This window comes from Bacillota bacterium (genome assembly GCA_040757085.1).
Classification (GTDB): Bacteria; Bacillota; Sulfobacillia; order JACIYH01; family JACIYH01; genus JACIYH01.
The window spans coordinates 125776-149390 of sequence record JBFLXJ010000002.1; the positions used below are offsets into that span (position 1 = coordinate 125776).

25 protein-coding genes are annotated in these 23615 nt (G+C 67.0%); 4 read left to right on the forward strand and 21 right to left on the reverse strand.

Annotated features, from left to right (window positions below):
- Positions 1 to 8: 8 nt before the first annotated feature.
- Entirely contained in the window at positions 9 to 1151 is a 1143-nt protein-coding gene (locus AB1446_00895; protein MEW6545460.1) for an acetyl-CoA acetyltransferase, read from the reverse strand.
- A gap of 231 nt (positions 1152 to 1382) precedes the next feature.
- On the opposite strand from AB1446_00895, the gene AB1446_00900 reads away from it, so the two are divergent.
- Positions 1383 to 1847 carry an Hsp20/alpha crystallin family protein gene (locus tag AB1446_00900; GenBank protein ID MEW6545461.1) on the forward strand — a complete coding sequence of 155 codons (465 nt, stop codon included), beginning with the start codon at positions 1383 to 1385 and terminating at the stop codon, positions 1845 to 1847.
- Positions 1848 to 2074: 227 nt separating this feature from the next.
- Here the strand turns inward: AB1446_00900 and AB1446_00905 are convergent, their stop codons facing one another.
- The 3 genes from AB1446_00905 to AB1446_00915 all read right to left on the reverse strand — a co-directional run bounded on the left by AB1446_00905 (position 2075) and on the right by AB1446_00915 (position 3606).
- Complete coding sequence (locus tag AB1446_00905) at positions 2075 to 2590, reverse strand: ECF transporter S component (GenBank protein ID MEW6545462.1); 516 nt, start codon at positions 2588 to 2590, stop codon at positions 2075 to 2077.
- Positions 2591 to 2720: 130 nt separating this feature from the next.
- Positions 2721 to 3239: a transcription repressor NadR gene (locus AB1446_00910; GenBank protein MEW6545463.1), complete on the reverse strand. Its 519-nt coding sequence runs from the start codon at positions 3237 to 3239 to the stop codon at positions 2721 to 2723.
- Positions 3240 to 3384: 145 nt separating this feature from the next.
- A complete protein-coding gene (locus AB1446_00915; GenBank protein MEW6545464.1) occupies positions 3385 to 3606 on the reverse strand; it encodes a DUF2892 domain-containing protein in 222 nt (73 codons plus the stop codon).
- Positions 3607 to 3784: 178 nt separating this feature from the next.
- Here AB1446_00915 and AB1446_00920 point away from each other — a divergent pair, with 178 nt between their 5' ends.
- The 3 genes from AB1446_00920 to AB1446_00930 all read left to right on the forward strand — a co-directional run bounded on the left by AB1446_00920 (position 3785) and on the right by AB1446_00930 (position 6387).
- A complete protein-coding gene (locus AB1446_00920; GenBank protein MEW6545465.1) occupies positions 3785 to 4669 on the forward strand; it encodes an alpha/beta fold hydrolase in 885 nt (294 codons plus the stop codon).
- Between the two features lie 101 nt (positions 4670 to 4770).
- Positions 4771 to 5340, forward strand: coding sequence for an XRE family transcriptional regulator (locus AB1446_00925; protein ID MEW6545466.1), 570 nt, complete (start codon positions 4771 to 4773; stop codon positions 5338 to 5340).
- Between the two features lie 132 nt (positions 5341 to 5472).
- Complete coding sequence (locus tag AB1446_00930; protein MEW6545467.1) at positions 5473 to 6387, forward strand: diacylglycerol kinase family protein; 915 nt, start codon at positions 5473 to 5475, stop codon at positions 6385 to 6387.
- Between the two features lie 79 nt (positions 6388 to 6466).
- Here the strand turns inward: AB1446_00930 and AB1446_00935 are convergent, their stop codons facing one another.
- From AB1446_00935 to AB1446_01015, 17 genes are all read right to left on the reverse strand, one after another.
- Positions 6467 to 6649 carry a hypothetical protein gene (locus AB1446_00935; GenBank protein ID MEW6545468.1) on the reverse strand — a complete coding sequence of 61 codons (183 nt, stop codon included), beginning with the start codon at positions 6647 to 6649 and terminating at the stop codon, positions 6467 to 6469.
- Positions 6650 to 6654: 5 nt separating this feature from the next.
- The gene (locus AB1446_00940) at positions 6655 to 7755 is read right to left on the reverse strand and encodes a sodium ion-translocating decarboxylase subunit beta (GenBank protein MEW6545469.1); all 1101 of its coding nucleotides are present in this window, start codon (positions 7753 to 7755) and stop codon (positions 6655 to 6657) included.
- A gap of 3 nt (positions 7756 to 7758) precedes the next feature.
- On the reverse strand, positions 7759 to 8409 hold the full coding sequence (locus tag AB1446_00945; protein MEW6545470.1) for an HAD-IA family hydrolase: 651 nt from the start codon (positions 8407 to 8409) through the stop codon (positions 7759 to 7761).
- Positions 8410 to 8428: 19 nt separating this feature from the next.
- On the reverse strand, positions 8429 to 9211 hold the full coding sequence (locus AB1446_00950) for a type III pantothenate kinase (GenBank protein MEW6545471.1): 783 nt from the start codon (positions 9209 to 9211) through the stop codon (positions 8429 to 8431).
- A gap of 9 nt (positions 9212 to 9220) precedes the next feature.
- On the reverse strand, positions 9221 to 10282 hold the full coding sequence (locus AB1446_00955) for a P1 family peptidase (protein MEW6545472.1): 1062 nt from the start codon (positions 10280 to 10282) through the stop codon (positions 9221 to 9223).
- Positions 10272 to 11555, reverse strand: coding sequence for a biotin--[acetyl-CoA-carboxylase] ligase (locus AB1446_00960; protein ID MEW6545473.1), 1284 nt, complete (start codon positions 11553 to 11555; stop codon positions 10272 to 10274). Before AB1446_00960 ends, AB1446_00955 begins: the two co-directional genes overlap by 11 nt.
- Positions 11552 to 12229: an MBL fold metallo-hydrolase gene (locus AB1446_00965; protein ID MEW6545474.1), complete on the reverse strand. Its 678-nt coding sequence runs from the start codon at positions 12227 to 12229 to the stop codon at positions 11552 to 11554. The genes AB1446_00960 and AB1446_00965 overlap by 4 nt, the downstream gene beginning before the upstream one ends.
- A gap of 153 nt (positions 12230 to 12382) precedes the next feature.
- Positions 12383 to 13129, reverse strand: coding sequence for an SIMPL domain-containing protein (locus AB1446_00970; protein MEW6545475.1), 747 nt, complete (start codon positions 13127 to 13129; stop codon positions 12383 to 12385).
- Positions 13130 to 13269: 140 nt separating this feature from the next.
- The gene (locus AB1446_00975) at positions 13270 to 14967 is read right to left on the reverse strand and encodes a formate--tetrahydrofolate ligase (protein MEW6545476.1); all 1698 of its coding nucleotides are present in this window, start codon (positions 14965 to 14967) and stop codon (positions 13270 to 13272) included.
- Positions 14968 to 14979: 12 nt separating this feature from the next.
- Positions 14980 to 15609 (reverse strand): cyclodeaminase/cyclohydrolase family protein, encoded by a 630-nt coding sequence (locus AB1446_00980; protein ID MEW6545477.1) that lies wholly within the window; start codon positions 15607 to 15609, stop codon positions 14980 to 14982.
- Positions 15610 to 15623: 14 nt separating this feature from the next.
- Complete coding sequence (locus AB1446_00985; protein ID MEW6545478.1) at positions 15624 to 15758, reverse strand: hypothetical protein; 135 nt, start codon at positions 15756 to 15758, stop codon at positions 15624 to 15626.
- 79 nt (positions 15759 to 15837) lie between these two features.
- The gene (hutI, locus tag AB1446_00990) at positions 15838 to 17142 is read right to left on the reverse strand and encodes an imidazolonepropionase (protein MEW6545479.1); all 1305 of its coding nucleotides are present in this window, start codon (positions 17140 to 17142) and stop codon (positions 15838 to 15840) included.
- A complete protein-coding gene (gene ftcD, locus AB1446_00995) occupies positions 17123 to 18028 on the reverse strand; it encodes a glutamate formimidoyltransferase (GenBank protein MEW6545480.1) in 906 nt (301 codons plus the stop codon). Before ftcD ends, hutI begins: the two co-directional genes overlap by 20 nt.
- Before the next feature lie 123 nt (positions 18029 to 18151).
- On the reverse strand, positions 18152 to 19198 hold the full coding sequence (locus AB1446_01000; protein MEW6545481.1) for a hypothetical protein: 1047 nt from the start codon (positions 19196 to 19198) through the stop codon (positions 18152 to 18154).
- Between the two features lie 159 nt (positions 19199 to 19357).
- Entirely contained in the window at positions 19358 to 20884 is a 1527-nt protein-coding gene (gene hutH, locus AB1446_01005; protein ID MEW6545482.1) for a histidine ammonia-lyase, read from the reverse strand.
- A gap of 71 nt (positions 20885 to 20955) precedes the next feature.
- Entirely contained in the window at positions 20956 to 22221 is a 1266-nt protein-coding gene (locus tag AB1446_01010; protein MEW6545483.1) for a pitrilysin family protein, read from the reverse strand.
- Positions 22218 to 23516, reverse strand: a complete 1299-nt coding sequence (locus AB1446_01015) for an insulinase family protein (GenBank protein MEW6545484.1) — start codon at positions 23514 to 23516, stop codon at positions 22218 to 22220. The genes AB1446_01010 and AB1446_01015 overlap by 4 nt, the downstream gene beginning before the upstream one ends.
- Between the last annotated feature and the right edge of the window lie 99 nt (positions 23517 to 23615).

A 23615-nucleotide genomic window follows, 5' to 3' on the forward strand; every position in this document is an offset into this window, starting at 1 on the left:
ACCCCCTCCTAACGAGCCAGGACTGCCACGGCGCCGGAGGCAGTGGGTATCCCGCGCCAGGACTGGGCCAGCCCCACTTCCGCCCCCGGTACCTGACGGGCACCCGCCTCACCCCGCAGCTGCCATACCACTTCCGCCACCTGCCGCAACCCGGAGGCATCCAGAAGATACCCCGCCCCCAGGTTGCCACCGGAGGGGTTCACGGGGAGCTGGCCGCCCCGGGAAAAGAATCCCTCCTGCACCATGGCAGCCGCATCCCCGGGCCGGGCCAGCCCCAGGGCCTCCAGGTGCTGCAGTTCCTTGTAGGAGAAGGTGTCATCCACCTCGGCCAGATCCAGTTCCCGCACGGGATCCCTGATGCCGGCCATCCGGTAGGCCATGCGGGCGGCCAGCTCGCAGTACACGGCCCGCCCCCACTCCCACCGGCTCAGGTCAGGGGTGTCCTGCGCCCATCCGATCCCCCGCACGAACACGGGGTCATCCCGCAGCCGGCGCGCCACCTCTTCGCACGCCAGGACGAGCACCACCGCCCCGTCTGCGTAAGGAGCCACGTCCAGTTCCTTGAGGGGCTCGGCCACCGGCTCGGAGGCCAGCACGTCCTCGGGCTCGACCACCGCCGGGTGGGCCGCCCAGGGGTTATCCAGGGCATGCCGCCGGTTCTTCGCCACCACGCGGGCACAATCCAGTTCCGTGTACTCGCGCTCGGCCAGGAAACGGCGCATCCCGAGCCCCGCCACAAAGCGCGGGTTCAGACCCAGCGGGCGCACGAAGACGGGGTCGAGGGCGAACGCTTCGATGTGGGATGGGTACAGCACGTTGGAGGGTTTGGCGTGCCCCTCCACCACGGCGATACGGAACTGGCCCGTCTCCAGCAGCAGGAGGCCCGCCGCCAGGCCCGTGATGCCATCCGCGCAGATGGTGTGCACGGGCTTCAGGACGGCGCCCAGCTGGTCGGGCACGTACTCATCAAAGATGGCCGTGCCTTCCCAGTAATCCTCGGACACGGCCACAAACGTATCCACGTCCTTGGGTTCGATGCCGGCATCTTCGTAAGCCCTGGTGGCCGCTTCGTAAACGAGTTCGCGAAAAGAGGCACAGGTAGACAACGACCTCAGCGGCGTGGCGCCCACGCCCACGATAGCAATTCTCATCGCCTGCCCCCCTTGCATCGGCTGGTCGGCTTAGCCTGGGCCTGCGGGTCTGATGGGCAGGGCACCACCTCCTCTGGGGTATTCGCGCTGGAAGCAGCTAGCTCCTGCCGCAACTCCTTCCTCGCTCCAAACGAAACATATACCGTCCGATATAAGGATCTTGACAACCGCGGTTAGGCTGCATATAATGACCAGCAGAAGAAACATCATGTCAGAGAGGAGGCATCTGCTATGTCCCTCATGCGCTGGGATCCGTTCCGTGACCTGGTGGAGATCCAGCGGAGCCTGGAGGACCTGTTCCGGCGTACATTCGCCACCTGGGAACAGCCCCTGGCGGCCCCGGTCCGGAGCACCGGCTGGGTGCCGGCCCTGGACGTCATCCAGAAGGAGGGGCAGCTTCTGATCAGGGCCGAACTGCCGGGGGTGGATCCGGAGCAGGTGGAAGTGACGGTAGAGGACAACCAGCTCACCATCAAAGGCGAGCGCAAGGAAGAGGTACAGGTCGAAAAGGAAAACTGGCTGCGGCGCGAATTGCGTTACGGGTCCTTTCAGAGGTGCCTGACCCTGCCCGCCGAGGCCGACACGGAGCACATCAAGGCCACCTACCGCAACGGGGTCCTGGAGATCACCGTGCCCTATCAGCCCACTGCCAAGCCTCGCCGGCTCACCATCGACGTGGAAAAACCCAAGAAGTAGGGGGCTGTGGCTGGCGGGCTGACCCTACCGCAGTGCCACCGTGACATGACGCCGGACCGGCGTCGTCGCACGCAAATGCGGGAAGGCGCAAGGCGTGGCTCCCCGAGCCACGCCTTGTTCTTGCCCGTGCCCTTCCACCTCGGCTCCCCGGGACCATGCCGAGGGAGGAACAAGCACGTCGCGCCCCGTTGCAGACGTGTTCCCGTTACTGCCTGAGGGGCACGTGGCTAGCGCCGGCGCATCGCCGGCTGCACGGGAAGGCTTACTGACGTCAGTGTTGTCCCCAGTACCCTGGCCACCGCCAGGGAAGCCACCCCATCGGCCACGTGGTGAAGAGCCGTCCCCACTCCCACCTGCACCAGGGCCACCGCCAGGTTATAGCCGAAGGCCAACACCGCCAACGCCTCGCCCAGAGCATGAACAGGTAGGGCAACCGCCAGGGCTGCCCAAAGGGGCCAGCCCCGCCTTACCAGGATGGCGCCCAGAACACCCCACAACACATGCACGAATGCGCGGGCTGCCACCACCGGGCCCAGGGTAATCAGGAACCCAAAAGTCGAACCCAGCCCCACAAACGCCGCCACGGCCGGGCTCACCAGCATGGCCAGCATCTCGGGCACGTGAGAAAACAGCGTAGCGGAAAAAGGTGGTATGACCACCTGCAGGTAACCGCGAAAAAGGATGGGAATCAACAAAGCCAGCGCAGTGAGCAAACCACCGACGACAACTTCCTTAGCGCGCACCATCTCACCCCCGGAACGTAATAATCCCCCGGATCGCACCCAGTATAGCAGATGACTTGACAGGTGACAAGACAGAGGCGCTTAAGGTTTCTAGCCGGGCCATCCTGCCCGGGGGCCCGGAGCAGAAAACTCACGAAGCGTCCAGCAGGTAGCCTTTCTCGTGCAGCCGGGTCCGAGCAGCTTCGATGGCATCCGGGTGAGACGCCTCCAGGGTATGCAGGTGCACGCCCCCCGTCAGGCTGGAAAGGAGGGCAGCCCCGGAACTGGCCACCCGCTCGAGGAAGGTGGTCACGTCTTCCCGCGTTTCCAGGAGCAAAAGACCGCGCAGCTCCCCATAGATGGGATGCTCCACGATCACGTCCAGAACCCGTACCCCCGCCTCCACGAGGGTGTACAGCTCGTCCCCGGTTTGGGCGGGGGAATGCCTGACCGCGATCACCTTCCGGTAGGGACGGGCCGGCATACCGGGCCCCAACCGGTATCCCTGGGGGGTGGCCAGGATGTCCTCCCCGGCCGCGCGCAAGAGGGCAATATCCTGCACAATCACCTGCCGGCTAACGCCCAACCTGCGCGCCAGGTCTGACCCGGTGACCGGGCCGCGGGCCTGTCTCAAAAGAGCCAGGATGTGTTCCCGGCGTGATGCCGCCAAGGCAGAACCCCCGTGGGCTATTTCGCCTCCATTGCGCCGGTGTCCTGCCGCACAAACCACTTCGCGGGCCTCTCCCCCACGCGGTCGACTGCCCCGGGGTATCCGCCGCGCTAGCCAACGGGTGCCCGGCCAGCTCGGGCACTGGTCAACTGGTGGGCTGCTGGCGCTGCTCCCGGGCCGTGGAGTAGCGAAACAGGTGGTACACCGGGCAGTAGCCGATTGCGGCCGTCACCAGCAGGTAGGCCCCCACCAGGACGAACAGGCCCCCCAGGAATCCCGCCACCGGGACGAAAAAGCGCAGGGCCAGGAGCACTACCCCCACCACAATGCGCACCGTGCGATCGGTGGCTCCCAGATTGTTCTGCAAATCCACCCCTCCCCTGATGCGGGAATCAATGGGTAGAGTGCCGCCTGGGTGCCTTTCCTATGCTATCATGGATACGGGAACCACCACCCATCGAGGGGTGGCAGGCTGCGGTTTGCAGCCGTACTGGGGCGCGGAGACCCATCGCGGTTTGCGGCCCCATCGCGCGGGAGGGAAAACGGTGCGTTACCAGGTGGGATTTGCCGGCGCGGCACGCCGCCGCGTCTTCGTAAGCCTGATCGCCCCCGAGCATCCCGTCGCCCTGGCCCTGGTGGTGCACGGGGCAGGGTCGTACCTGGGACCGTACTTACCTTTCGCCTGGGAATTGGCCAGCACCGGGATCTCGGTCACCCTGCTTGACCTCCCCGGCCATGGCCTTTCCGACGGCACTCCCGCCCACACCCGCTCCCACACCGCCTACCTGGAAGCCATAGGGGAGGCCCTGGACTGGGCCCGGGCGGCGTGTCCTGCCCCGTCCACCTTCCTCATCGGCGAGAGTTACGGGGCGGTGCTGGCACTCCTTTACGCTGTCGGGCACCCCGATCCCAGCCGCCAGCAGTCGGGGGGGAATCCCGTGAGCGGGCTGGTGCTGTCTGCACCAGCCTTCCGGGTGGCGGGGGTGCCGGGTTGGGCCCTCACGGCCGTCCGGGCCATGGCGCGGGTGGCGCCTCGGCTCCGGCTGCCCCGGGGTGCTCCCCTGGCGGTGAGCAGAAATCCGGTGGCTGGGGAGATCGTGCGCCGGGACCCCTTCCTGCACCGGCGGCTGAGCACCCGCTACGTGGCCGAGCTGGTGCGTGCAGGCGAGCAAGCTGCCCGCAGGGCCCCCGAGGTCAAGGTCCCCGTCCTTTTCCTCATCTCCCGTACGGACCTGGTCGTGGACAACCGCTCCACCAGGGAGGTATTCTCCCGCCTGGGTACCGACGATCGTACCTGGCAGGAGTTCGGAGGTCTGGCCCATGCCCTGCTGCTGGAAGACCCCGCCGGGATCGCGGGCCTGGTGTCCCGCTGGGTCCAGGGCCGGGTTTGTCGCACTACGCACTGCCCGGCACAACCGTCTCAAGCATGAGCGCGTCCCAGTCGAACCACAGCACAAACCCGCCCCACTCCCGACCCCCGCAGGAAAGCGGCAACTTTATGGCGAATTTGGGCAAAGGAAGGTGATGCTGCGTGGGCGGTGGTTGCTGCCAACTGGGTCGGATCATCCGGCAGAAGCGCAAGGAACGAAAGCTCACCCTACAGCAACTGGCGGCGGCGTCAGGCCTCAGCCTGGGGTTCCTCTCTCAGGTGGAAAACGGCCAGACGCTGCCTTCCCTTTCTTCTCTGCGCAAAATCGCCCAGGGTTTGAACACCTCGCTGTTCACGCTGCTGGCGTACGGCGAAGACAGGTACTCGTCGGTGGTGCGCCCGGGCGAACGCAAGACGGTGAAATGGCCCCAGCTCAACGTGGCCTTCGAGTTGCTCTCAGGAAGCCACGGACCGGTCAACCTGGAGGCGGCACTCACCCACCTGCCCCCCGGGGCACACACCTGTGACCAGCCCCTGGCCCATGGATACGGCCCGGCCGAGGAGTTCACATACGTGATAACCGGCCGGGTGAAACTTTTCCTTGGGGACGAGACGATCGACCTGGAGCAGGGTTCAAGCGTTCACTTCAGTTCCCTCATACCACACAAATACGCCAACGATGGCGATGAGGAAGCCGTCATGCTTACCGTCATGTCGCCTCCTTCGTTCTAGCGAAGTCCGCATGTTTCCCGGCAGAGCGGAGGCTCCCGGTGACGGGGCAGCGGTCCGGGAGGTTTTTCCCTGCGGGCGGCGAATCCTGGGCTTACGAAATCTCTTGCGCCGGGGCGAGGAGGCAGGGAAGCGTTGGACTGGTATTTTATCGTGAATCCGGTGGCAGGGCGCGGCCGCACCGCCCGCCTGTGGCCCCTCATGGAGCGCATCATCGCCGAGAAAGGGATCCCCTTCCGGGCCACATTCACCGCCCGACCCGGGGAAGCCCGGGATTTGGCGCGGCAGGCGGCCGATGAGGGAGCGGCGGCCATCGTGGGGATAGGGGGGGACGGCACCACGGGGGAAATCGTGAACGGCGTGCTGGGCAGCACGCGCCCCGAAACCCCCATAGGCGCCGTACCCACTGGCACCGGCAACGACTTCGTGCGGGGGCAAGACCTCCCCATATCCTGGGAAAGCGTGCTCAGGTCCATCCTGGAAGGTTCCCGGCCCACCCCGGTTGACGCCTTCGAGGTGGAAGATGCCGGGGGGAACAGGCGTTACGCCATCAACTCTATCGGAATCGGCTTCGACGCCTACGTGGCCCACCTGGCCCACTCCCGCCGCTGGCTGAAGCGCCTGGGTGCGCTGGCTTACGCCTTCGGGGCCGCCGGGGGGCTGCTCACCTTCCGTCCCACCGACAGCAGGGTGCTCCTCGACGGTGTCCCGGTCCATTCCAACGGCACCTGGCTGGTGGCCTGCACCAACACCGAGCGCCTGGCAGGGGGCATGAAGGTATGCCCCGGCGCGAACCCCGGGGACGGCCAGCTCAACCTGTGTGTGGCCTCCGGCGTGTCCGCTCCCCGCGTCCTGCAGCTCATGATCCTGTCCTTCCAAGGCAAGCACGCCGGGCGCCCCGGCGTCCGCCTCCTGTCGGGTCGGGAAGCGGTGATCAGTGCGGAACGCCCCCTGCCCGTGCACATCGACGGAGATCCCGTCCCCTTTGAGTTGCCGCTCACCCTCCGCGTGCACGCGGGGGCTATCCGCCTGCTTACGCCCAAGGGGTAAGGCCGCTCGGCCGGCAGAAGCTTGGGCGAGCCGAGTCGGGGGGTGCTTTGTGCTCCGCCTGAGGGGCAGGGTCGTGCGGTCAGGCCTGATGACCCGATTGAGGCTGGTGCTCCGTCTCCGGCGCTTGCGGCGCAGGGGGAAATGCCCGGCGCAGGACCACGATGGCCCCCCAGAAGGCCAGGGCGGCAAGCATGATGCTGGCCATCCCCAGCCCCATGACCCGCAGGCTGGCCACGACCGTTCCCCAGTCGATCCAGGCCATCGGCCTCACCTCACCAGGGCGAGGATGAGCCCGCCCGCCATGATGGATCCGATCTGCCCGGCCACGTTGGCCCCGGCAGCATGCATCAGGATGTAATTCTGAGGATCCTCGTTCAGGGCCATACGGGCGATAACGCGCGCCGACATGGGAAAGGCAGATATCCCCGCCGCCCCCACCATGGGGTTAATCTTTTCCCGCAGGAACAGGTTGAGCAGCTTGGCAAACACCACCCCGGCGGCCGTATCCATGACGAAGGCGGCCAGGCCCATGAGCAGGATGAGCAGGGTGGCGGGGGTGAGGAACGTCTCCGCCCGCATGGTGGACCCGATGGTGATCCCCAGGAGCAGGGTGACCAGGTGGGCCAGCTCTTCCTGGGCGGCCCGAGACAACCGGTCCAGCACCCCGCACTCCCGGATCAGGTTTCCGAACATGAGCATGCCGATGAGGGGAACGCTGATGGGCGCCACCAACCCCGCGATCACCGTGACCGCGATGGGGAACAGGATGAGGGCCGCGCGGGACACATCCTGACGCCGGTAAGCCATCCGGATGCGCCGGTCTGCCCTCGAGGTCAGAAACCGGATAACCGGCGGCTGGATGATGGGGACCAGCGACATGTACGAATAGGCGGCCACCGAGATGGGTCCCAGCAGGTGGGGGGCAAACCGGGAGGCCACATAAATCGAGGTGGGACCGTCGGCTGCCCCGATCACGCCGATGGCAGCCGCCTCCTTGAGGCCGAATCCTGCCGTGGCCGCCAGCAGCATGGTGAAAAACACACCGAACTGAGCAGCAGCCCCGAACACCATGAGGATAGGGTTCTGCAGAAGAGGCGAGAAATCCATCATGGCTCCCACGGCCACGAAGATGAGCACCGGGAACAACTCGGTGGCGATGCCTGCCCTGTGCAGGAGTTCGAGCACCCCTCCCGGCAGCACCGCCGCTGAGAAGGGGATGTTGGCCAGGATGGCCCCGAACCCGATGGGTAAGAGCAGTGCCGGCTCGTACTCCTTGCGGATGGCGAGCCAGATGAGGACGCCACCGATGCCGAACATGATCAGATGTCCCGGTGTGATGCCCGTCAGCCCCGCCAGCAGTCCGTCCAATTCTCACTCCACCCTCTTCCAGAGATAGCTGCGTAGTTCTTGCACGTCGCGTGCTACCATCGTTGCCCCCGCTTCGCGCAGACGCTCAGGGGGATGGGAACCCCATGCCACTCCCACCGCCTCCACCCCAGCACCCCGGGCACTCTGCATGTCGTAGGGGCTATCGCCCACCATGACCGCCCGCCCCGGCGGACATCCCAGACGCCGCAAAGCCTCCCGCACCGGTTCGGGCGAGGGCTTGTGCTCCCGGGTATCTTCCAGGAACACGGCCGTGGTCAGGTAAGGAGCGATGCCGAAACGGCGCAACCCCATCTCGGCTCCCCGCCTCCTCTTAGAAGTGACCACGGCCAGGCGGGCTCCTGCCCCGTGCAGATCGCCCAGGAGTTCCCGGATGCCGGGAAACTCCCTCGCCAGGGCATCGTGCTCCCTGAGGTTGAACTCGGTGTAAAGGCGCACCAGTTCTTCCGCCCGCTCGGGATCGAACCGCCGCATCTGATCCATGAGCGGGGTCCCCTGCCCGGCAAGCAGCACCTCATCCGGAAAGTCCCGGCCCAGCACCTCGTGCAGGGCGTACCGGAATGAGGCCAGGATGAGGTCTCGGGTGTCGATTAGGGTGCCATCCAGGTCGAACAGCACGGCTTCGTACCGCAGCACCAACTAAGCTTCGTCCTCTCTATGTTTCGTCCTCTCCGGGATGGTTTCTCTCGTATACCAGTCGCAGGCCTTCCAGGGTCAGGAGCGGGTTCACCACCTCCACGGTGCGGGCTTCCTGCACCACCAGCTCAGCCAGGCCCCCGGTGGCGATCACCCGTGCTTCCCCACCCAGCTCCTTCTTGATGCGCGTCACCAGGTGGTCGATCATGCCGGCAAACCCCAGCACAATCCCCGCCTGCATGCTGGCCACCGTGTTCTTGCCGATGGCACTCCTGGGCTTCACCAGTTCGATGCGGGGCAGCCGGGCAGCCCGCTCGAAGAGGGCCTCGGTAGATATGCCGATACCGGGGGCGATGGCGCCCCCCAGATACTCCCCCCGGGCGGACACCACGTCGAACGTGGTGGCGGTACCCATGTCCACCACGATGCAGGGCCCCCCGTAAAGCTCGAAGGCAGCCACCGCGTTCACGATGCGGTCCGCACCCACCTCGCGGGGATTCTCGTACCGGATATCCATCCCGGTCTTGACGCCCGGGCCTACCACCAGGGCTTCCACACCCAGGTAGCGGCGGGCCATCTCCTCCAGGGCAGGCGTCAAGGGCGGTACTACCGATGCAATGGCACACGCTCGCAGCGCCACCAGCCCCAGGCCGTGAAAGCTGCACAGCTGGTGAAGCAGCATCCCGAACTCGTCGGCGGTGGCCTGGCGCCCGGTGGTGGTGCGCCAGTGAAAGGCCAGTTCCCGGCCCCGGTATACTCCCCAGACGATATTTGTGTTTCCCACATCTACGGCCAGGAGCATGGATGCACCTCAATTCCCAGTCAGATCGCGGCATGCCGGAATGCCCCCGGCCCCGGTGGCGGCCAGCACCGCCCGCCGGATGGCCTCCGCAACCGCTTCCGCGGCCAGCGCCCCCACCAGAGTGACGTTAGCCTGCCGCTTCCCCGTGGCCAGGGCGAACACCACATCACCATCGAACATGGTGTGGGCGGGGGAAATGGCCCGCGCCAGGCCATCCTGCGCCATCTGGGCCAGCTTGTTGACTTCCTCCTTGGTGAGGTGGGCATCGGTGGCCACCACCGCGAGCGTGGTGTTACACCCCGCCCCCACCACCCGGGGCTCGGCTGACCCGTCAGCCCTCCCCCCGCTGCCCCCTGACCATGCGGCGGGCCCACCGCTCCGCGGAGGAACCGGCCAAGCGGAGATGTCGCCGGTGACGGCCTCGCGCAGGTGGCGGGCGGTATCCAGCAACTCGCCCGTCATGGGGTTGCGCGCCCCCGCCAGCAGGCGCCCGGTCCGCCAGTCCAGCACGTCACCGAAGGAGTTCACGGCCACCAGGGCACCCACGGTCAGCCCATCCCCCAGGCGGATGCTGCAGCTGCCGAGCCCGCCCCTGGTCGCCCAGCGGGTCCCAAACACCTTCCCCACCGTGCACCCGGTCCCCGCTCCCACGTTCCCTTCTGGAAAGGAACCCGCTGCCGCCTGCTGGCAGGCCAGGATGCCCATGTGCCGGTCCGGACGGGCGCGGGGATTTCCCAGATCCAGGTCGAACAGCACGGCCGCGGGGACGATGGGCACCCGGGCCACGCCGGTGTCGAACCCCACTCCCCGCTCCTCCAGCCACTCCATGACCCCGCAGGCCGCGTCCAGGCCGAAGGCGGATCCTCCCGCCAGCACTACGGCATGCACCCTTTCCACCAGGTTCACCGGTCGCAACAGGTCGGTCTCCCGGGTGCCGGGCGCCGATCCCCGCACGTCGGCACCTGCCACCGCCCCCTCTTCCACCAGCACCACAGTGCAACCGGTGAGGCCCTCCGGGTCGGAGGCGTTGCCCACCTTCACCCCCGCCACATCCGTGATGTTACCGTACATCCCCACTTTCCCCCCGACCTCCGGAACTGCGCAGGGAAACGTCCCCGGCCACTACCCGCACCAGTTCACCTCCGGCCCTTCTCACCAGGAGTGCGCCCTGCTCGTCGATGTCCTCCGCCACCCCCGCCCAGGTTTCCTTACCGGCAATGAGCACTTCTTTCCCCAAGACGGTAGCACGCTGGCGCCAGAGCTGCAACAGGGGCACCGGGCCTTCTTTCCGCAGCCCGCCGTACAGCCGGTCCAGATGGTCCACCAGGGAGGCGGCCAGTTCCGGCAGGGGAGCCCGCCCCGCCGCCTCCAGGATGGTGGTGGCGCGCTCGCGCTCAGCGGCCGGCAACACCGCTACGGGGAAGGCAGCATTTAACCCGATCCCCAGCACCACGTGGCCAGGCCCGACCTCGGCCAGCACCCCACCCAGCTTGCGCCCTTCCCAGTAAATGTCGTTGGGCCACTTGATCCCGGCCTCCAGTCCCACCACCTCGGACAGGGCCCGGCACGCGGCCACCGACGCAGTTGCCACCAGGACCCCTCCCGCATACAGCAGGTCGTTCTCGGGCCGGAGCAGTACGGACATCCAGATTCCGCCGGGCGGGGACTCCCAGCGGCGTCCCAGGCGCCCGCGACCCGCCGTCTGACGGCAAGCCATCACCACCGTGCCTTCCGGGTACCCCCGCCGGGCCAGATCGGCCAGCACGTCGTTGGTGGAGGAGCATTCCTCGTAGCCCAGGAGCAACCGGCCCACCACCCGCCCCCCTGTGGCGCGGGGCGAAAGGCGGGCGACGATCTCCTCCAGCCAGTCCGGGCGAGGGGACTTCCCCAGGGCACTCCACAGGATCTCGCTGCCTTCCCCGGGATCCCTCACCAGGGCCACCAGCCGCTCCATGGGGCATATCTCCCCGGGCTGGCGTCCGCACACAAAGGGCACCGTTTCCTCACCCTGCACGTGCACGCACTGCTCCGCCAGGACGTCCCGGGCGGGCTGGCTCACCACCTGCCCCCACACCGCCCGCACTCCCGCCCGGACGGCGAGCAGGGCAGCCGCCTTGCCCACCACCCGGTCGGCCAGGGCGGGGGGAGCCGGCCAGGCCGAACTACCCCGCTCGGGGCTCCATCCCAGCCGGTCCAGGAGTTCCACCAGAGGCAAGAGGCCATTGCCGCGCGCCCGGCCCAGCAAGCGACCCTCGCAGGCCAGGGCCACAGAGGCGATGCCGTCTTCCACCTGCTTCCTGGCCAGTTCCAGATCAGGATCTCTCTCCCGCTCCCAGCGGCTCATAACCAGGCCGGCTCGAGCACCCAGTACTCAGTTTTGACGGGAAGCTGACCTTTTTCCACCCGCGCCACGGAGCCACCGGGCCGCCTGACCCCTTCTTTGCCGCGCAGAAACTCATCCACACCCGCAATGGGCCAGTCGGGGTTGGCCGCCGTCTTGAAGTGCATGGGGATGACGATCCGTGGTTTGAGCAGATCGATCACCCGGTCGGCTTCCGCCGGCCCTATGGTGTAGAACCCTCCCACCGGCGTGAGCAGGACGTCCACCGATCCGAAGGCGCCGGATTGCTCCGGGGACACGGGGTGTCCCAGGTCGCCCAGATGGACCACCCGCAGCCCGCCCATGTCGAGTACGAAGCAACCGTTCTTGCCCCGTTTGGCCCCCTTCTCGCCATCGTGGAAGGTGGGAACCATGCTGACCATCACATCCCCCACCCGGGCACTGGGATTGGCCCAATCGCCGCCCGGGGCAAGGGCCCTGACCACCTGCGGCGAACCGCTCGCGACCTGGACGTGGTTGTGGTCGAAATGCTCGTGGCTCACCGTCACCAGGTCGGCCGCCACCTGCTTCACCTTGTAGCCCACCTGCTCGTTGAACGGATCTGTCACCACCCGCGTCCCACCCGGGCTGGTGAGCAGGAAGCAAGCATGCCCCAACCACTGGATCTCCACCGTCACCACCTCCCGTGCTGCTTGTAGTTATTCCACGCGGGCGCACCGCTCCCTGCCCATGGCCTCACCAGCCTGAAAAGCTTGAGGCGGCGGGGTTCCCGCCGCCTCACCCGGGCGATGCTGATTGCGGGCACGTGCCCCTTTGACCAATGACCAGAATCAGAACTCGAAGGTCATGCTCACGCTCACCTGGATGGTCAGCTCACCCGGCATCACGGGCGGGGCTGCACCGTATCCTGCCTCAGCCTTCATGAGCATGGGCCCGCGGATGATGGGGATGCCACCCCTGTGCACGCTGATGTTCCGTACGCCTTTGATTTGCACTCCGGCTGCCTTCGCCGCCAGTTCCGCTTGCCGGCGGGCATCCGCAACGGCCTCTTCCAGGGCCCTGTCCTGCCAGGGCCTGGGGTCACTCAGGCCGAACGAAATCCCCTGGATGCGGTTGGCACCCGACGCCACCACCGCATCCACCGCCTTGCCCAGGTCGTCCAGCTTGCGTACCGTCACCTGTACACCGTTTTCCGCCCGGAACCCGATCACGCGGGGCGGCTGCGGTTCCTCCTGCGGCCGTTCGGGCTTGGTGGATTCGTAAATCGGATACAGGGAAAGCTGCGTGGTCTGTATATCCTTCTCCGCGATCCCCAGTGTCTTCAGGGTTGAAATCACCTCTTGCATGGCCCGGGCGTTCTGCTCCTGGGCCGCCCGAGCCGTGTTGCCCGTGGTCTCCACGGCCACCTGCAGGCTGGCCATGTCGGGCTTCACCTGCACCTCCCCGGTACCGTTCACCTGGATCAAGCGATCCACACGGGCCTCGTCCACTGCCTGGACCTCGGACCCGCGCAGCGCCAACCCCGCCCCCAGCAAGACGGCAAGCACTGCCACGGCGGCCACCAGCTTCCTGTACATCCGCATCCCCCTTTCCGCCGCTCCCACGCATGAGACGCCCCACCCTCGCCCCACGTTGCACCGCCAATTAAGGAGCCCGGGGGAAGACCCCGGGCTCCCTGGGTAGCAACACCCTTAATTCGCGGTTACGGGTCTTGGGGCTAGAACAGGCCGACCACCCGGCCCTCTTCGTCGATGTCCACCTTCTGGCCGGCGGGCTCGCTGGGGAGACCCGGCATGGTGCTCATCTCGCCCAGCAACGGATAGAGGAAGCCCGCACCCACCGAGGCCCGCACTTCGCGGACGGTGACGCGGAATCCGCGCGGACGCCCCTTGAGGTTGGGATCGGCGCTGAGGGAAAGGTGGGTCTTGGCCATGCAGATGGGGAGCTTGTCGTACCCCAGGCTGGTGTACAGCTTGATCTGCTGCTCTGCCTTCGGGAGATAGTCCACCCCGTCGGCCCCGTACACCCGGGTGGCGATGATCTCGATCTTCTCCTTGATGGGGATGTCCAGGGGGTACAGGTGGTGGAAGTTGCTGGGCTGCTCGCAGGCCTTCACCACCGCGCGGGCCAGGTCTTCGCCGCCGGCACCGCCCTTGGCCCACACCTCGCTCACCACGGCGCCGGAGGCACCGGCCGCCAGGGCCTTCTGCCTGATCAGCTCGATCTCCTCGTCCCGGTCGGTCGTCATGCGGTTGATGGCCACCACGGCCGGGATCCCGTGCATGAGCACGTTCTCGATCTGCTTCTCCAGGTTCTCGCAGCCTTTCTCGAGGGCGGGCATGTTCTCTTTGGCGATGACCTCGGGATCCATCGGTCGCCCGGGCCGCACCTTGAAGGCACCGCCGTGCATTTTCAGGGCCCGCACCGTACACACGACCACGGCCGCGTTGAGCTTGAGGCCGCTGTACCGGCACTTGATGTTGAACATCTTCTCCGCGCCGATGTCGGCACCGAACCCGGACTCCGTGACCACATAGTCCGCCAGCTTGAGCGCGATCTGGTCGGCCAGGATGGAGTTGTTACCGTGGGCGATGTTCGCGAACGGCCCAGCGTGCACGAACACGGGGGTGTTCTCCAGGGTCTGGATGAGGTTGGGCTTGATGGCGTCCCTGAGCAGGACGGTCATGGCACCCGCGCACTTTAAGTCTTCCGCCGTCACCGGCTTACCCTCGGGGGTGTAACCTACCACGATGCGGGCCAGGCGCTGGCGCAGGTCCTTGAGCCCGGTGGTCAGGGCCAGGATGGCCATCACCTCGGACGCCACCGCGATATCGAACCCCGTCTCCCGCGGGTATCCGTTCTCCTTGCCACCCAGGCCGATGATGATTTTGCGCAAGGCCCGGTCGGACACGTCCACCACCCGCGGCCAGGTGATGGAAAATGGGTCTATGTTCAACTTGTTGCCGTGCAGGATGTGGGCGTCGATGAACGCCGCCAGCAGGTTGTGGGCCAGGGCCACGGCGTGCGTGTCGCCGGTGAAATGGAGGTTGAAGTCCTCCATGGGCACGCACTGGGAATACCCCCCGCCTGCGGCCCCTCCCTTAATGCCGAACACCGGGCCCAGAGACGGCTGCCGGATGCAGTTGATAGTCCGGTAACCGATTCGGTTCAGAGCCTGGCCCAGGCCGATGGTGGTGACCGTCTTGCCCTCGCCCAAGGGAGTGGGAGTGATGGCGGTTACGGTGACGTACTTGCCGTTCGGCCTGCCTTCCAGTCTCTTGAGCACGTCCAGGGAAACCTTGCACTTGTACTTACCGTACAGCTCGATTTCGTCCTCTTCCAGGCCCATCTCCCGCGCGATTTCCACGATGGGCTTCATCTTGGCTTCCTGGGCAATTTCGATGTCGCTCTTCACCTGAGTCCCCCCTTAGACCCCCGGTAGTCCGTCCTGTAACCCGGAAAACACCGCATCGACAAGCTTGGCACTCTCCCCTGCCCTTGCTCTGAGCTCCGTCACCTCCCATGCCGTCTCCCGCACGAATTCCCGATCCTTCAAAGCGGCCAGGTTCACCAGAACGTTGAGGGCAGCCCCCTCCAAGGCAGCACGGGCCATCAGCAGGGCTACGGCAGCGTCCGTGCGGGCACTGCTGATACCCCGTTCCACCGCCATGCGGGCCAGGTCCATCACCTCCACCGACCGGCGCGCCACCTCGAGAGGTATCACGGCTGCCTGCCGGAGGGCCGACTGGATCGCTCCCGACCGCCCGGCATCAGTCTTCGGCAGACGGTAGGCAGACATCACCTCCAGAAAAGCTTCCGTGTCGCGATCCACCAGGGTCGCCAGCTCCCGGGACAGCATTCCCGCCCTGTCCAGGGTGTCACGCAAATCGGCAGCTTCCTGCCCCTTCCTGGCCACGGTGATGCGTGCGACCATGGCCACCAGAGCCGCGGCCTGAGCCCCTGCCAGTGCAGCCACCGCCCCGCCCCCAGGGGCAGGAGCATCCGAACCGAGCCGCTCCAGAAACTCGCACACCGCCAGGTCACGCAAATTTTCCAAACCCGACCCTCCAGTCACCCGCCCCGGCACGCCCGGGCCGAAATCATCCCCACCAGGAATATCAGGAACAGCAGAGCCCAGTCCCGCCATCCCACCCGCCGCTGCCCGCCACGCTCGGCCGCCCGGGACTCCGGCTGCTCGGCAGGCATCGCCTCCGCAGCGGGCCCTGGTGGTTCGGCCGGTGTCGCCTCGCCTCTGCGCGGCTCCGGCGTATGACCTTCCATGGGGTCACCCCCTCTGCAGGGCCAGCACCTGGCCTTCCCTCACCACTACCTTGCCCTTCTTGATCACCCAGGTCACGGGGGCACCCCCCATCCGGTAGGGGATGTGCTCGTACCCGGGCACACCGAACACCACCAGGTCCGCCTGCTTCCCCTCCTCCAGAGATCCCAGGTCCTCGCCCCGGCCCAGTGCCCAGGCGGCGTTGGCGGTGACGGCCACCACAACCTCCTCGGGCTCCAGCCCCATGCCCACGCACGCCAGCCCCATCACGAGGGGAAGGGAGGCGATGGGACAGGTGCCGGGGTTGAAATCCGTGGCCAGGGCGACCGGTACCCCCGCCTGGATCATGTCCCGGGCCGGCGCGTAGGGCTTGCCCAGGAATAAGGCTGTGCCGGGCAGGAGGACGGCCACCACCCCTGCCTCCGCCATCCGCTTCCAGCCCTCCGGGCGGGAACGGAGCAGGTGATCCGCCGAAGCAGCCCCCAGTTCCGCCGCCAACTCAGCACCCCCCAGGGGGGCCAGTTCGTCGGCGTGCAACCGCACGCCCAGCCCCAGTTCCCGGGCGGTGGTGAGGATGCGGCGTGTCTGCTCCAGGCTGAACACGCCCTGGTCGCAGAACACGTCCACGAAACGCGCGAGGCCCTGCCGGGCTACTTCCGGCAGCATGACACGGACGATATGTTCTACGTACCCATCGGCATTTCCTCTGTATTCCGGCGGCACGGCGTGGGCGCCCAGGAAAGTGGGAACTATCTCAATCGGCTGAGTTTGCGCCACGCGGGCTATCACGGCAAGGAGTTTATGTTCGTCGGGCCAGGAGAGACCGTAGCCGCTCTTCACCTCCGCAGTCGTCACCCCGCAGAGGAGCATGGCGCGCAGCCGTTCCTCCAGGAGCCGGGCCAGCTCGTCGGCCGGGGCAGCCCGGGTGGCCCGCACCGTGGAGAGTATCCCACCCCCAGCCTCCAGGATCTCCAGGTACGCCACCCCGCGCAGGCGCAGGCGAAACTCATCGGCCCTCCAGCCGGCAAACAAGGCGTGGGTGTGGGGATCCACCAGCCCGGGCAAAACCGTGCCCCCCGCGGCATCCACCACGGTCGCCCCCGGCTCCAGCTCGACCCGGCGCCTCAGCTCCCCCTCTTCCCCCACGCCCACTATACGACCCCGGTAAGCCGCCACCGCCCCCCCGGGGATGGCTCCCACCTGCCTCATGGCCTCCCCCCGGCGGGGTCCGGCAGGTACTCCCGGGGGAAGAGCAACCGTAACTACCTGGGCCGCCCCCACCACCAGCAGGTCAGCTTTCTCGCGCGGCATTCCACAGACGCACCTCCAGCATCTGATCCACCTTGAGGTCGGGGGCACACAGGAAGTGGCGCACCACATCCAGCAGGGCTTCCGCCGGTGCCAGTCCCACCAGTTCCGAGCCGGCCACCCTCGTACCGTGACGTCGGGCTTCCTCCTCCACCCGGAGGTAGACGGCGGGAAGGGAGGTGCGCCGGTAATCAAGGAGGTTCATGGAAACCTGTACACCGCCGTCGTCCCGGCGCAGGCCCAGGGCCTGCACGGCCGGAAGTCCCCCGCCCGACTCCCGCACGGCCCGGGCGATGGATCGGGCCACCCCCAGGTCGGTTGAATCCAGGTTGACGTTGAACGCGATCAGGAAGGGCCGCGCTCCCACCGCCACGGCTCCGGCCCGGGGATGCAGGCGGGCAGGCCCGAAATCGGGGTGCCGCTCCGGCAGAGAGATGGCTTCCTTCAGACCTTCGTACTCTCCCCGGCGGACGTCCGCCAGGCGCACCCGGTCGGGACGGGTAGCGGCGGCCCCGTAAAGGTAGACGGGGATACCCAGTTCCTCGCCTATCCGTTTCCCCAGCTCCCGCGCCCAGACAACGCACTCCTCCAGGCTTGTCCCCCGCAGGGGGACCAGGGGGATGACATCCGTGGCGCCGATGCGGGGATGCTCGCCCCGATGCTGCTCCATGTCGATGAGGCGGGCCGCCGACCGGCAGGCAGAGAATGCCGCCTCCAGCACCTGCTCGGGAACGCCCGCCACCGTGACCACGCTGCGGTTGTGGGCGGCATCGGAGTGCACGTCCAGCACCGTCACTCCCTGGCCCCGCATGGCCTGCACGATCTCTGCCACCACTTCCGGACGGCGCCCCTCGCTGAAGTTGGGCACGCACTCGATGAGCCTGTCCACCTAAAATCCCCCTTCCCATAGCGGGGGGCCAGGCGGGCGGCCCCCCCAGCCTGCCCGACGATGCTGCCTGCGCCTGCCCGCTGGGTGCGGTGTCGCCGGCGCGCTCTGAGGCCAGCGCCAGGACTAGCGACGCCAGCGCCAACGCAACACCTGACGCAACCGGTAGGCCTCCAGGCTGAGACCTTCTTCACGGGCGCACAGGAAGTAGACGTCGCCGCGCGGGCTTACCCTGACAAACCTCTTCAGGCGCGCGTGACCCGTGGTGGGAATGTCGAGCACCTGCACCAGTTGACCCTTGCGGTCAAACCGGTGCAGGCCCGCAGGCTCGCCCCCGTAGAGGAGGTAGTACAGGTAACCCTTGCCGTCCACCCCCACCAGGGATCCCTCTCCGATAAACGTCCCCGTACGCAACTCTACCTGGCCCCAGGGCTCGAGCCGGGGCGACAGCACCTGCACCCGGCGCACGAAGCCGTCCGGGGAGTGCAGGTCAAGGTAAAGGCAGCCGTCGGGCGCCACCACCGTCCCCCGCACCGCTTCCGAGATCACACCTTCCGTGTCCTCCCGTACCCCCGAGACGCTCACCAGTACGGACGCCAGGGTCCGGCGGGCCTCACCCCGGCCCTTCAGGAAGCTTACCCGCCTGAAGAAACCGGTGGTGGTCCACCCGGCCTCCTGCACGAAGACGGACTTCTCCCCAACGGCCAGTTCTTCTATCAGGTAGACATCTACTCCTTCCGGCCGCATGGCCTCCCGCCCCGCCACGCTTCCGCCTGCATCCAGCCACACCAGTTCGCCCTTTACGTTGTCGGCCAGGTACACGGTGCCCCCGGGCGACACGGCCACGTCATCGTAGCCCATCCCATCGAGCGGAATGGTAGCCGCCAGTTCTCCGTTATGGCCCAGCACCAGGACGCGCTGGTTGAACGTATCGAGCAAGAGGATGCGACCGTCCGGGTGAAGTGCAAACGAACGGGGCCCGTACCACTGACCATCCTTGCCCTCCGCCCGCCCAACCTGGCCCGCTTCCTTCCCCCATGGCGCCCGCCAGATCACCCCGTGCTCGTAGCGACCGGCCCGCTCCGGACCGCCGGCGGCCAGCACACCCGCCACCAGCGCCAGGAGCATGACCGCCACCGTGCATCCTGACCCCCGCGGCCTCCTGCCCGTCATGCCGGTCACCTCTCGCCCTAGACGTATGCCCGGGCGAGTCTCCATAGAAGAGAAGTGCCGGCGCGCACCGCAGTGTGCACCACGCAGGCCAATTCCGACAACACGCCAGCAGCCTGCGGGGGCAAGTACCGGAGCAGAACCCGCCGGGCCGGCCAGCCGTCACGCCAGCGGCCCTACTGCCTCCTCGGCCACTCGCAGGATCTCGCCTGCGGAAACCAGTTCCTTCAGCCGAGACAGGTCCGGCGCAGGGGGACGGTCTTCGTCGAGCGGAGGGACATACCGGCGGATGTGCTGCCAGACGGGGGCTGTACCGGCCCCCAGCCCCTGCGGTCCCAGAAACTCCACGGCCTGGGCAGCCGCCAGCAACTCTGCCGCCAGGATCCATTCCACGTTGTCCAGCACCCGCCGGGCTTTGCGGGCCGCCCAGGGACCCATGGAGACGTGGTCTTCCTGCCCGGCCGAGGTGGGGATGGAGTCCACGCTGGCGGGGTGAGCCAAGGTCTTGTTCTCGGAAACCAGGGCGGCTGCAGTGTACTGCACCAGCATGAGGCCCGAACACAGCCCTCCCGATTTGGTGAGGAAGGCGGGAAGGCCACTCTGGCCGGGGTTGAGCAGCCGCTCGAGCCGGCGCTCGGAAATGGTCCCGAAGGTTGACAGGGCGATGGCGGCGTAGTCCAGGGCCATCGCCACCGGCTGACCGTGGAAATTACCGCCCGAGATCACCAGGCGTTCGTCGGGAAACACCAGGGGATTATCGGTGGCGGAATTGATCTCGCGTTCCAGCACTTCTGCCAGGTGGGCCAGGGCGTCCCGGCAGGCCCCGTGCACCTGGGGGATGCAGCGCAGGGAATAGGCGTCGTGCACCCGGGCTTCCCCCGGGGCCGTGACCAGCCTGCTGCCCTCGGTGAGCCTGCGCAGGTTGCGGGCCACCTCCTCCTGGCCCGGGTGGGGACGCGCCACCTGCACCAGGGGGTGGAACGGGGCGATCTGACCTCGCAGTGCCTCCAGGCTGAGAGCAGCGGCAACGTCCGCCACACCCGCGAGCCGGCGTGCCTCACTCACCAGCAGGCAGCCCAGGGCACTCATCACCTGGGTCCCGTTGATGAGGGCCAGTCCTTCCTTGGCCCCCAGTGCCACCGGCTCTATGCCGGCCCGACGCAGCGCTTCCCCTCCCGGCAACCTCTCCCCGTGGTAAAACGCCTCACCCTCTCCAATGAGCACCAGGGCCACGTGGGCCAGGGGAGCCAGGTCGCCGCTGGCACCCACCGATCCCTTTTCCGGCACCACGGGGTGCACGCGCCGGTTAATCATCTGCACCAGGGTTTCCAGTACCTCGAGGCGGATGCCCGAGTAGCCCTTGAGCAAAGCGTTCACCCGCAAGGTCATGGCAGCCCGCACCACGTCCTCGGGGAGGGGATCGCCCACCCCAGCCGCATGGCTGCGGATGAGGTTGCGCTGCAGGGCAGCGGCCTGTGAGGGGGAAACCACCACATCGGCTAACCGCCCGAACCCGGTAGTAACCCCGTAGACCACCTCTCCCTCAACCAGGAGGCGTTCCACCTCCTCCCGCGCCGCCTTCACCCGGCGGGCCGCTTCCTCGCCCACCTTGACCTTCCAGCCTCGCCGGGCCACACCCTCCACTTCGAGCACTGTCAGGGTAGACCCGGTGAGCACCACAGTGTCCACGCCGCTTCCACGCCCCCCTCACGTTTTGGAGCCGTAAACGCTTTCGGTACCCCGCCGCGCAATCCCTGCCTTCAACGGGGCAACACGGTCGACAGGGCACCCAGTTCGGGCTGCAGGGCCTGCTCCAGGTACAGGGCAACGTCGCCTGCCTCCACCTGCTGCAATGTCCGGTAGTAATCTTCCAGGGACAACCCGTAAAAGTGCAGGTCCGGCACCAGGTAAGCAGGGGCGTCCAGGGAGTCAAAGAATGACACAAACTGCCCCAGGGCAGCGCGCCGGCACCGCTCCAGATCGCGGTCGCTCCAGTTGCGCCGGGCTGAGAATATGCCTTCCCGCAGGCGGTCGCCCAGCCGCCCGGGATCGGGGGTGCGCCCCATAAATACGGTAAAAGCCCAGTCGCGCCCGCATGCGTAGCTGGCGGCGAAGGAATCGTCGATCAGTCCCTCCTGGTACAACTGGTGGAAGAGATCCGATCCCCTCCCCAGCACGATCTCGAGCGCCATCTCCCCCGCCACCCGCCGCCTCAGGTCGCCACCCCCGGGGAAAGCGGGGTCCCGAAATCCCAGTGCCAGCAGGGGAACGGCCACCGCCATACGCTGTTCCGCATTCCTTTCTTCCAGCTCACCGTGATCGGGGACTCCCACCCTGCGGAACCCGGGGGCGGGACCCGGCCGGCGTCCCCCCACGTGACGGTCCACGTGATCGAGGACCTGCCCCGGGTCCAGGTCACCGGCCACGTAGAGGACCAGATTTGAGGGGTGATAGAAATTGCGGTAGCACAAATCCAGGTGCTCGAAGGTAATCTCCCGGATCGACTCCAGGGACCCCGCCACGTCCTCCCGCACCGGATGCCGCCGGTAGAGAAGACGCCTGAGGTTGTGCATGACAGTGCGGTGGGGGCTGTCCAGGCCCATGCGGATTTCCTGTTCTATGATGGGCTTCTCCTTTTCCACTCCCGCCGGGGTGAAGCGAGCCTCCTGCACAAACCCCAGCAGGAGGTCAAGTGCCTCCCAGAACGCGTCAGCACAGGAGAACAGGTAGCTGGTTACCTCGTACGAAGTGTAAGCGTTGGCCGAAGCGCCCAGGCGGGCAAAGCGGTCGAGGACCGGAGAGTCGGGATCCTCGAACATCTTGTGCTCCAGGAAATGAGCCACGCCCGCGGGGACGGTGTACTTCCGCCCCTCGGCAGACACGAAGTGCAGGTCCACCGACCCGAAACCGGCGGTCAGGCTCGCGTATTTGCGCACGAACCCCGGGCGCGGCAATATGTACACGCTGAGGTCGTCTTCCCAGCGGTGGTAGACAATCCTTTCCCCCAGATCCGCCAGGGTCCTCACGCCGCGGCCTCCTCTCGGGTCAAAAAGTAAACGGTATCCGGCTGCAATCCCCGGGCCACCTCCACCACCTGCTCACGGGTCACCCGGTCAACCGCGGCGACCAATTCGCCGGGAGTGAACTCGCGTCCCACGGTGAGAGCCTCCATCATTCCCCAGGCCAGCCCCCCGGGGTCGTCGCTCCAGGTGGCGACCTCAGCCCGCAGGGAACGGTGGGTGGCCTCCCACTCCTGATCGGAGATCTCCCCCCGCTGGAGGGCACGAAGCTGTTCAAGGCAAGTATCGCGGGTTTTCTGAAACGCCCCCGGATCTACACCCGCCACCATGAGGACGATCCCCTTCACGGGGTCGAGGATGGTGTTGGCGTAATAGGCCAGGCCGGCCCTTTCCCGGACGTTCACGAACAACCGGGAGTGGGCGTAACGCCCGAGGAGCCCGTCCAGGAACAGGAGAGCGGCAAAGAGGTCGTGGGCCATGGTCACCGTAGTGCGCAGACCCACCACCAGACGGGCCTGGCTCACCGCCTGGTGCTCGACCACCTCCCGTACCTGCGGCCGGGCGGGCTTCACCTCCACTGGCGCCAGGGGTCGCGGGGAGCGTTCGCGGCCATGTGGTTCGGGCAGCAACCTCCTCAGCAAATCCCGCAGATCGCCTGCCGCTGCGCCCCAGTCCCCGACCGCGACCACGTCCAGTTGCCCGCCCGCCAGCACATCCCGATAAGTATTGTACAGAGCGGCCGCTTCGATCCCGTCCAGGTCCTCCTCCCGCCCCAGCGGGTGCAGGGCATATCTTTCCCCGGCGCACATCTCCTCCACACAGCGCAGGTTGGCCCAGGACGCCTTGTTGTTGAAGCGCGCCCGCAGGGCCCGCCGCAGGACCTCCCGCTCTTCCGCCACGTAATCGGAGCGGAACACCCCTCCCTCTGTCACCGGCTCCCACAGAAGCTCCGCCAGCAAGGCCAGGACGCCCTCCAGGTACCCGGAACCGCCCACGAAGCGGGGATGGGGAAAATCCAGGCTCACCCACCACACCTGCTGCTCGCCCAGCCGGTACACCCGGGCCGAGAGCCGGCAACCGTAAAGTTCCTCACAGCGGCGGGCCAGGTCCCGGGCGGTGGGAAAGGACCGGGTACCCCGGCGCAGGACAGACGGCACCAGCGCCACGCTGGTCACCGTATCTTTCTCGAGGTTGACCCGCCATCCCAGACTGAGGGAGAGGTCCTTGAACTTGGGTGCGGGGAAGTGGTGCAGCCGCACACCGGGCCCCATTTCTTCACTGGCGAACCGTCCGACTCCCATCTTCCCACCGTCCCTTCCTTCCACCCAATCGCCGAAACGCCGCCTGTGGCACGAGGCAAACATCTCTCCCGGCGGCTTATGCCGGGGGATCGCACCTCG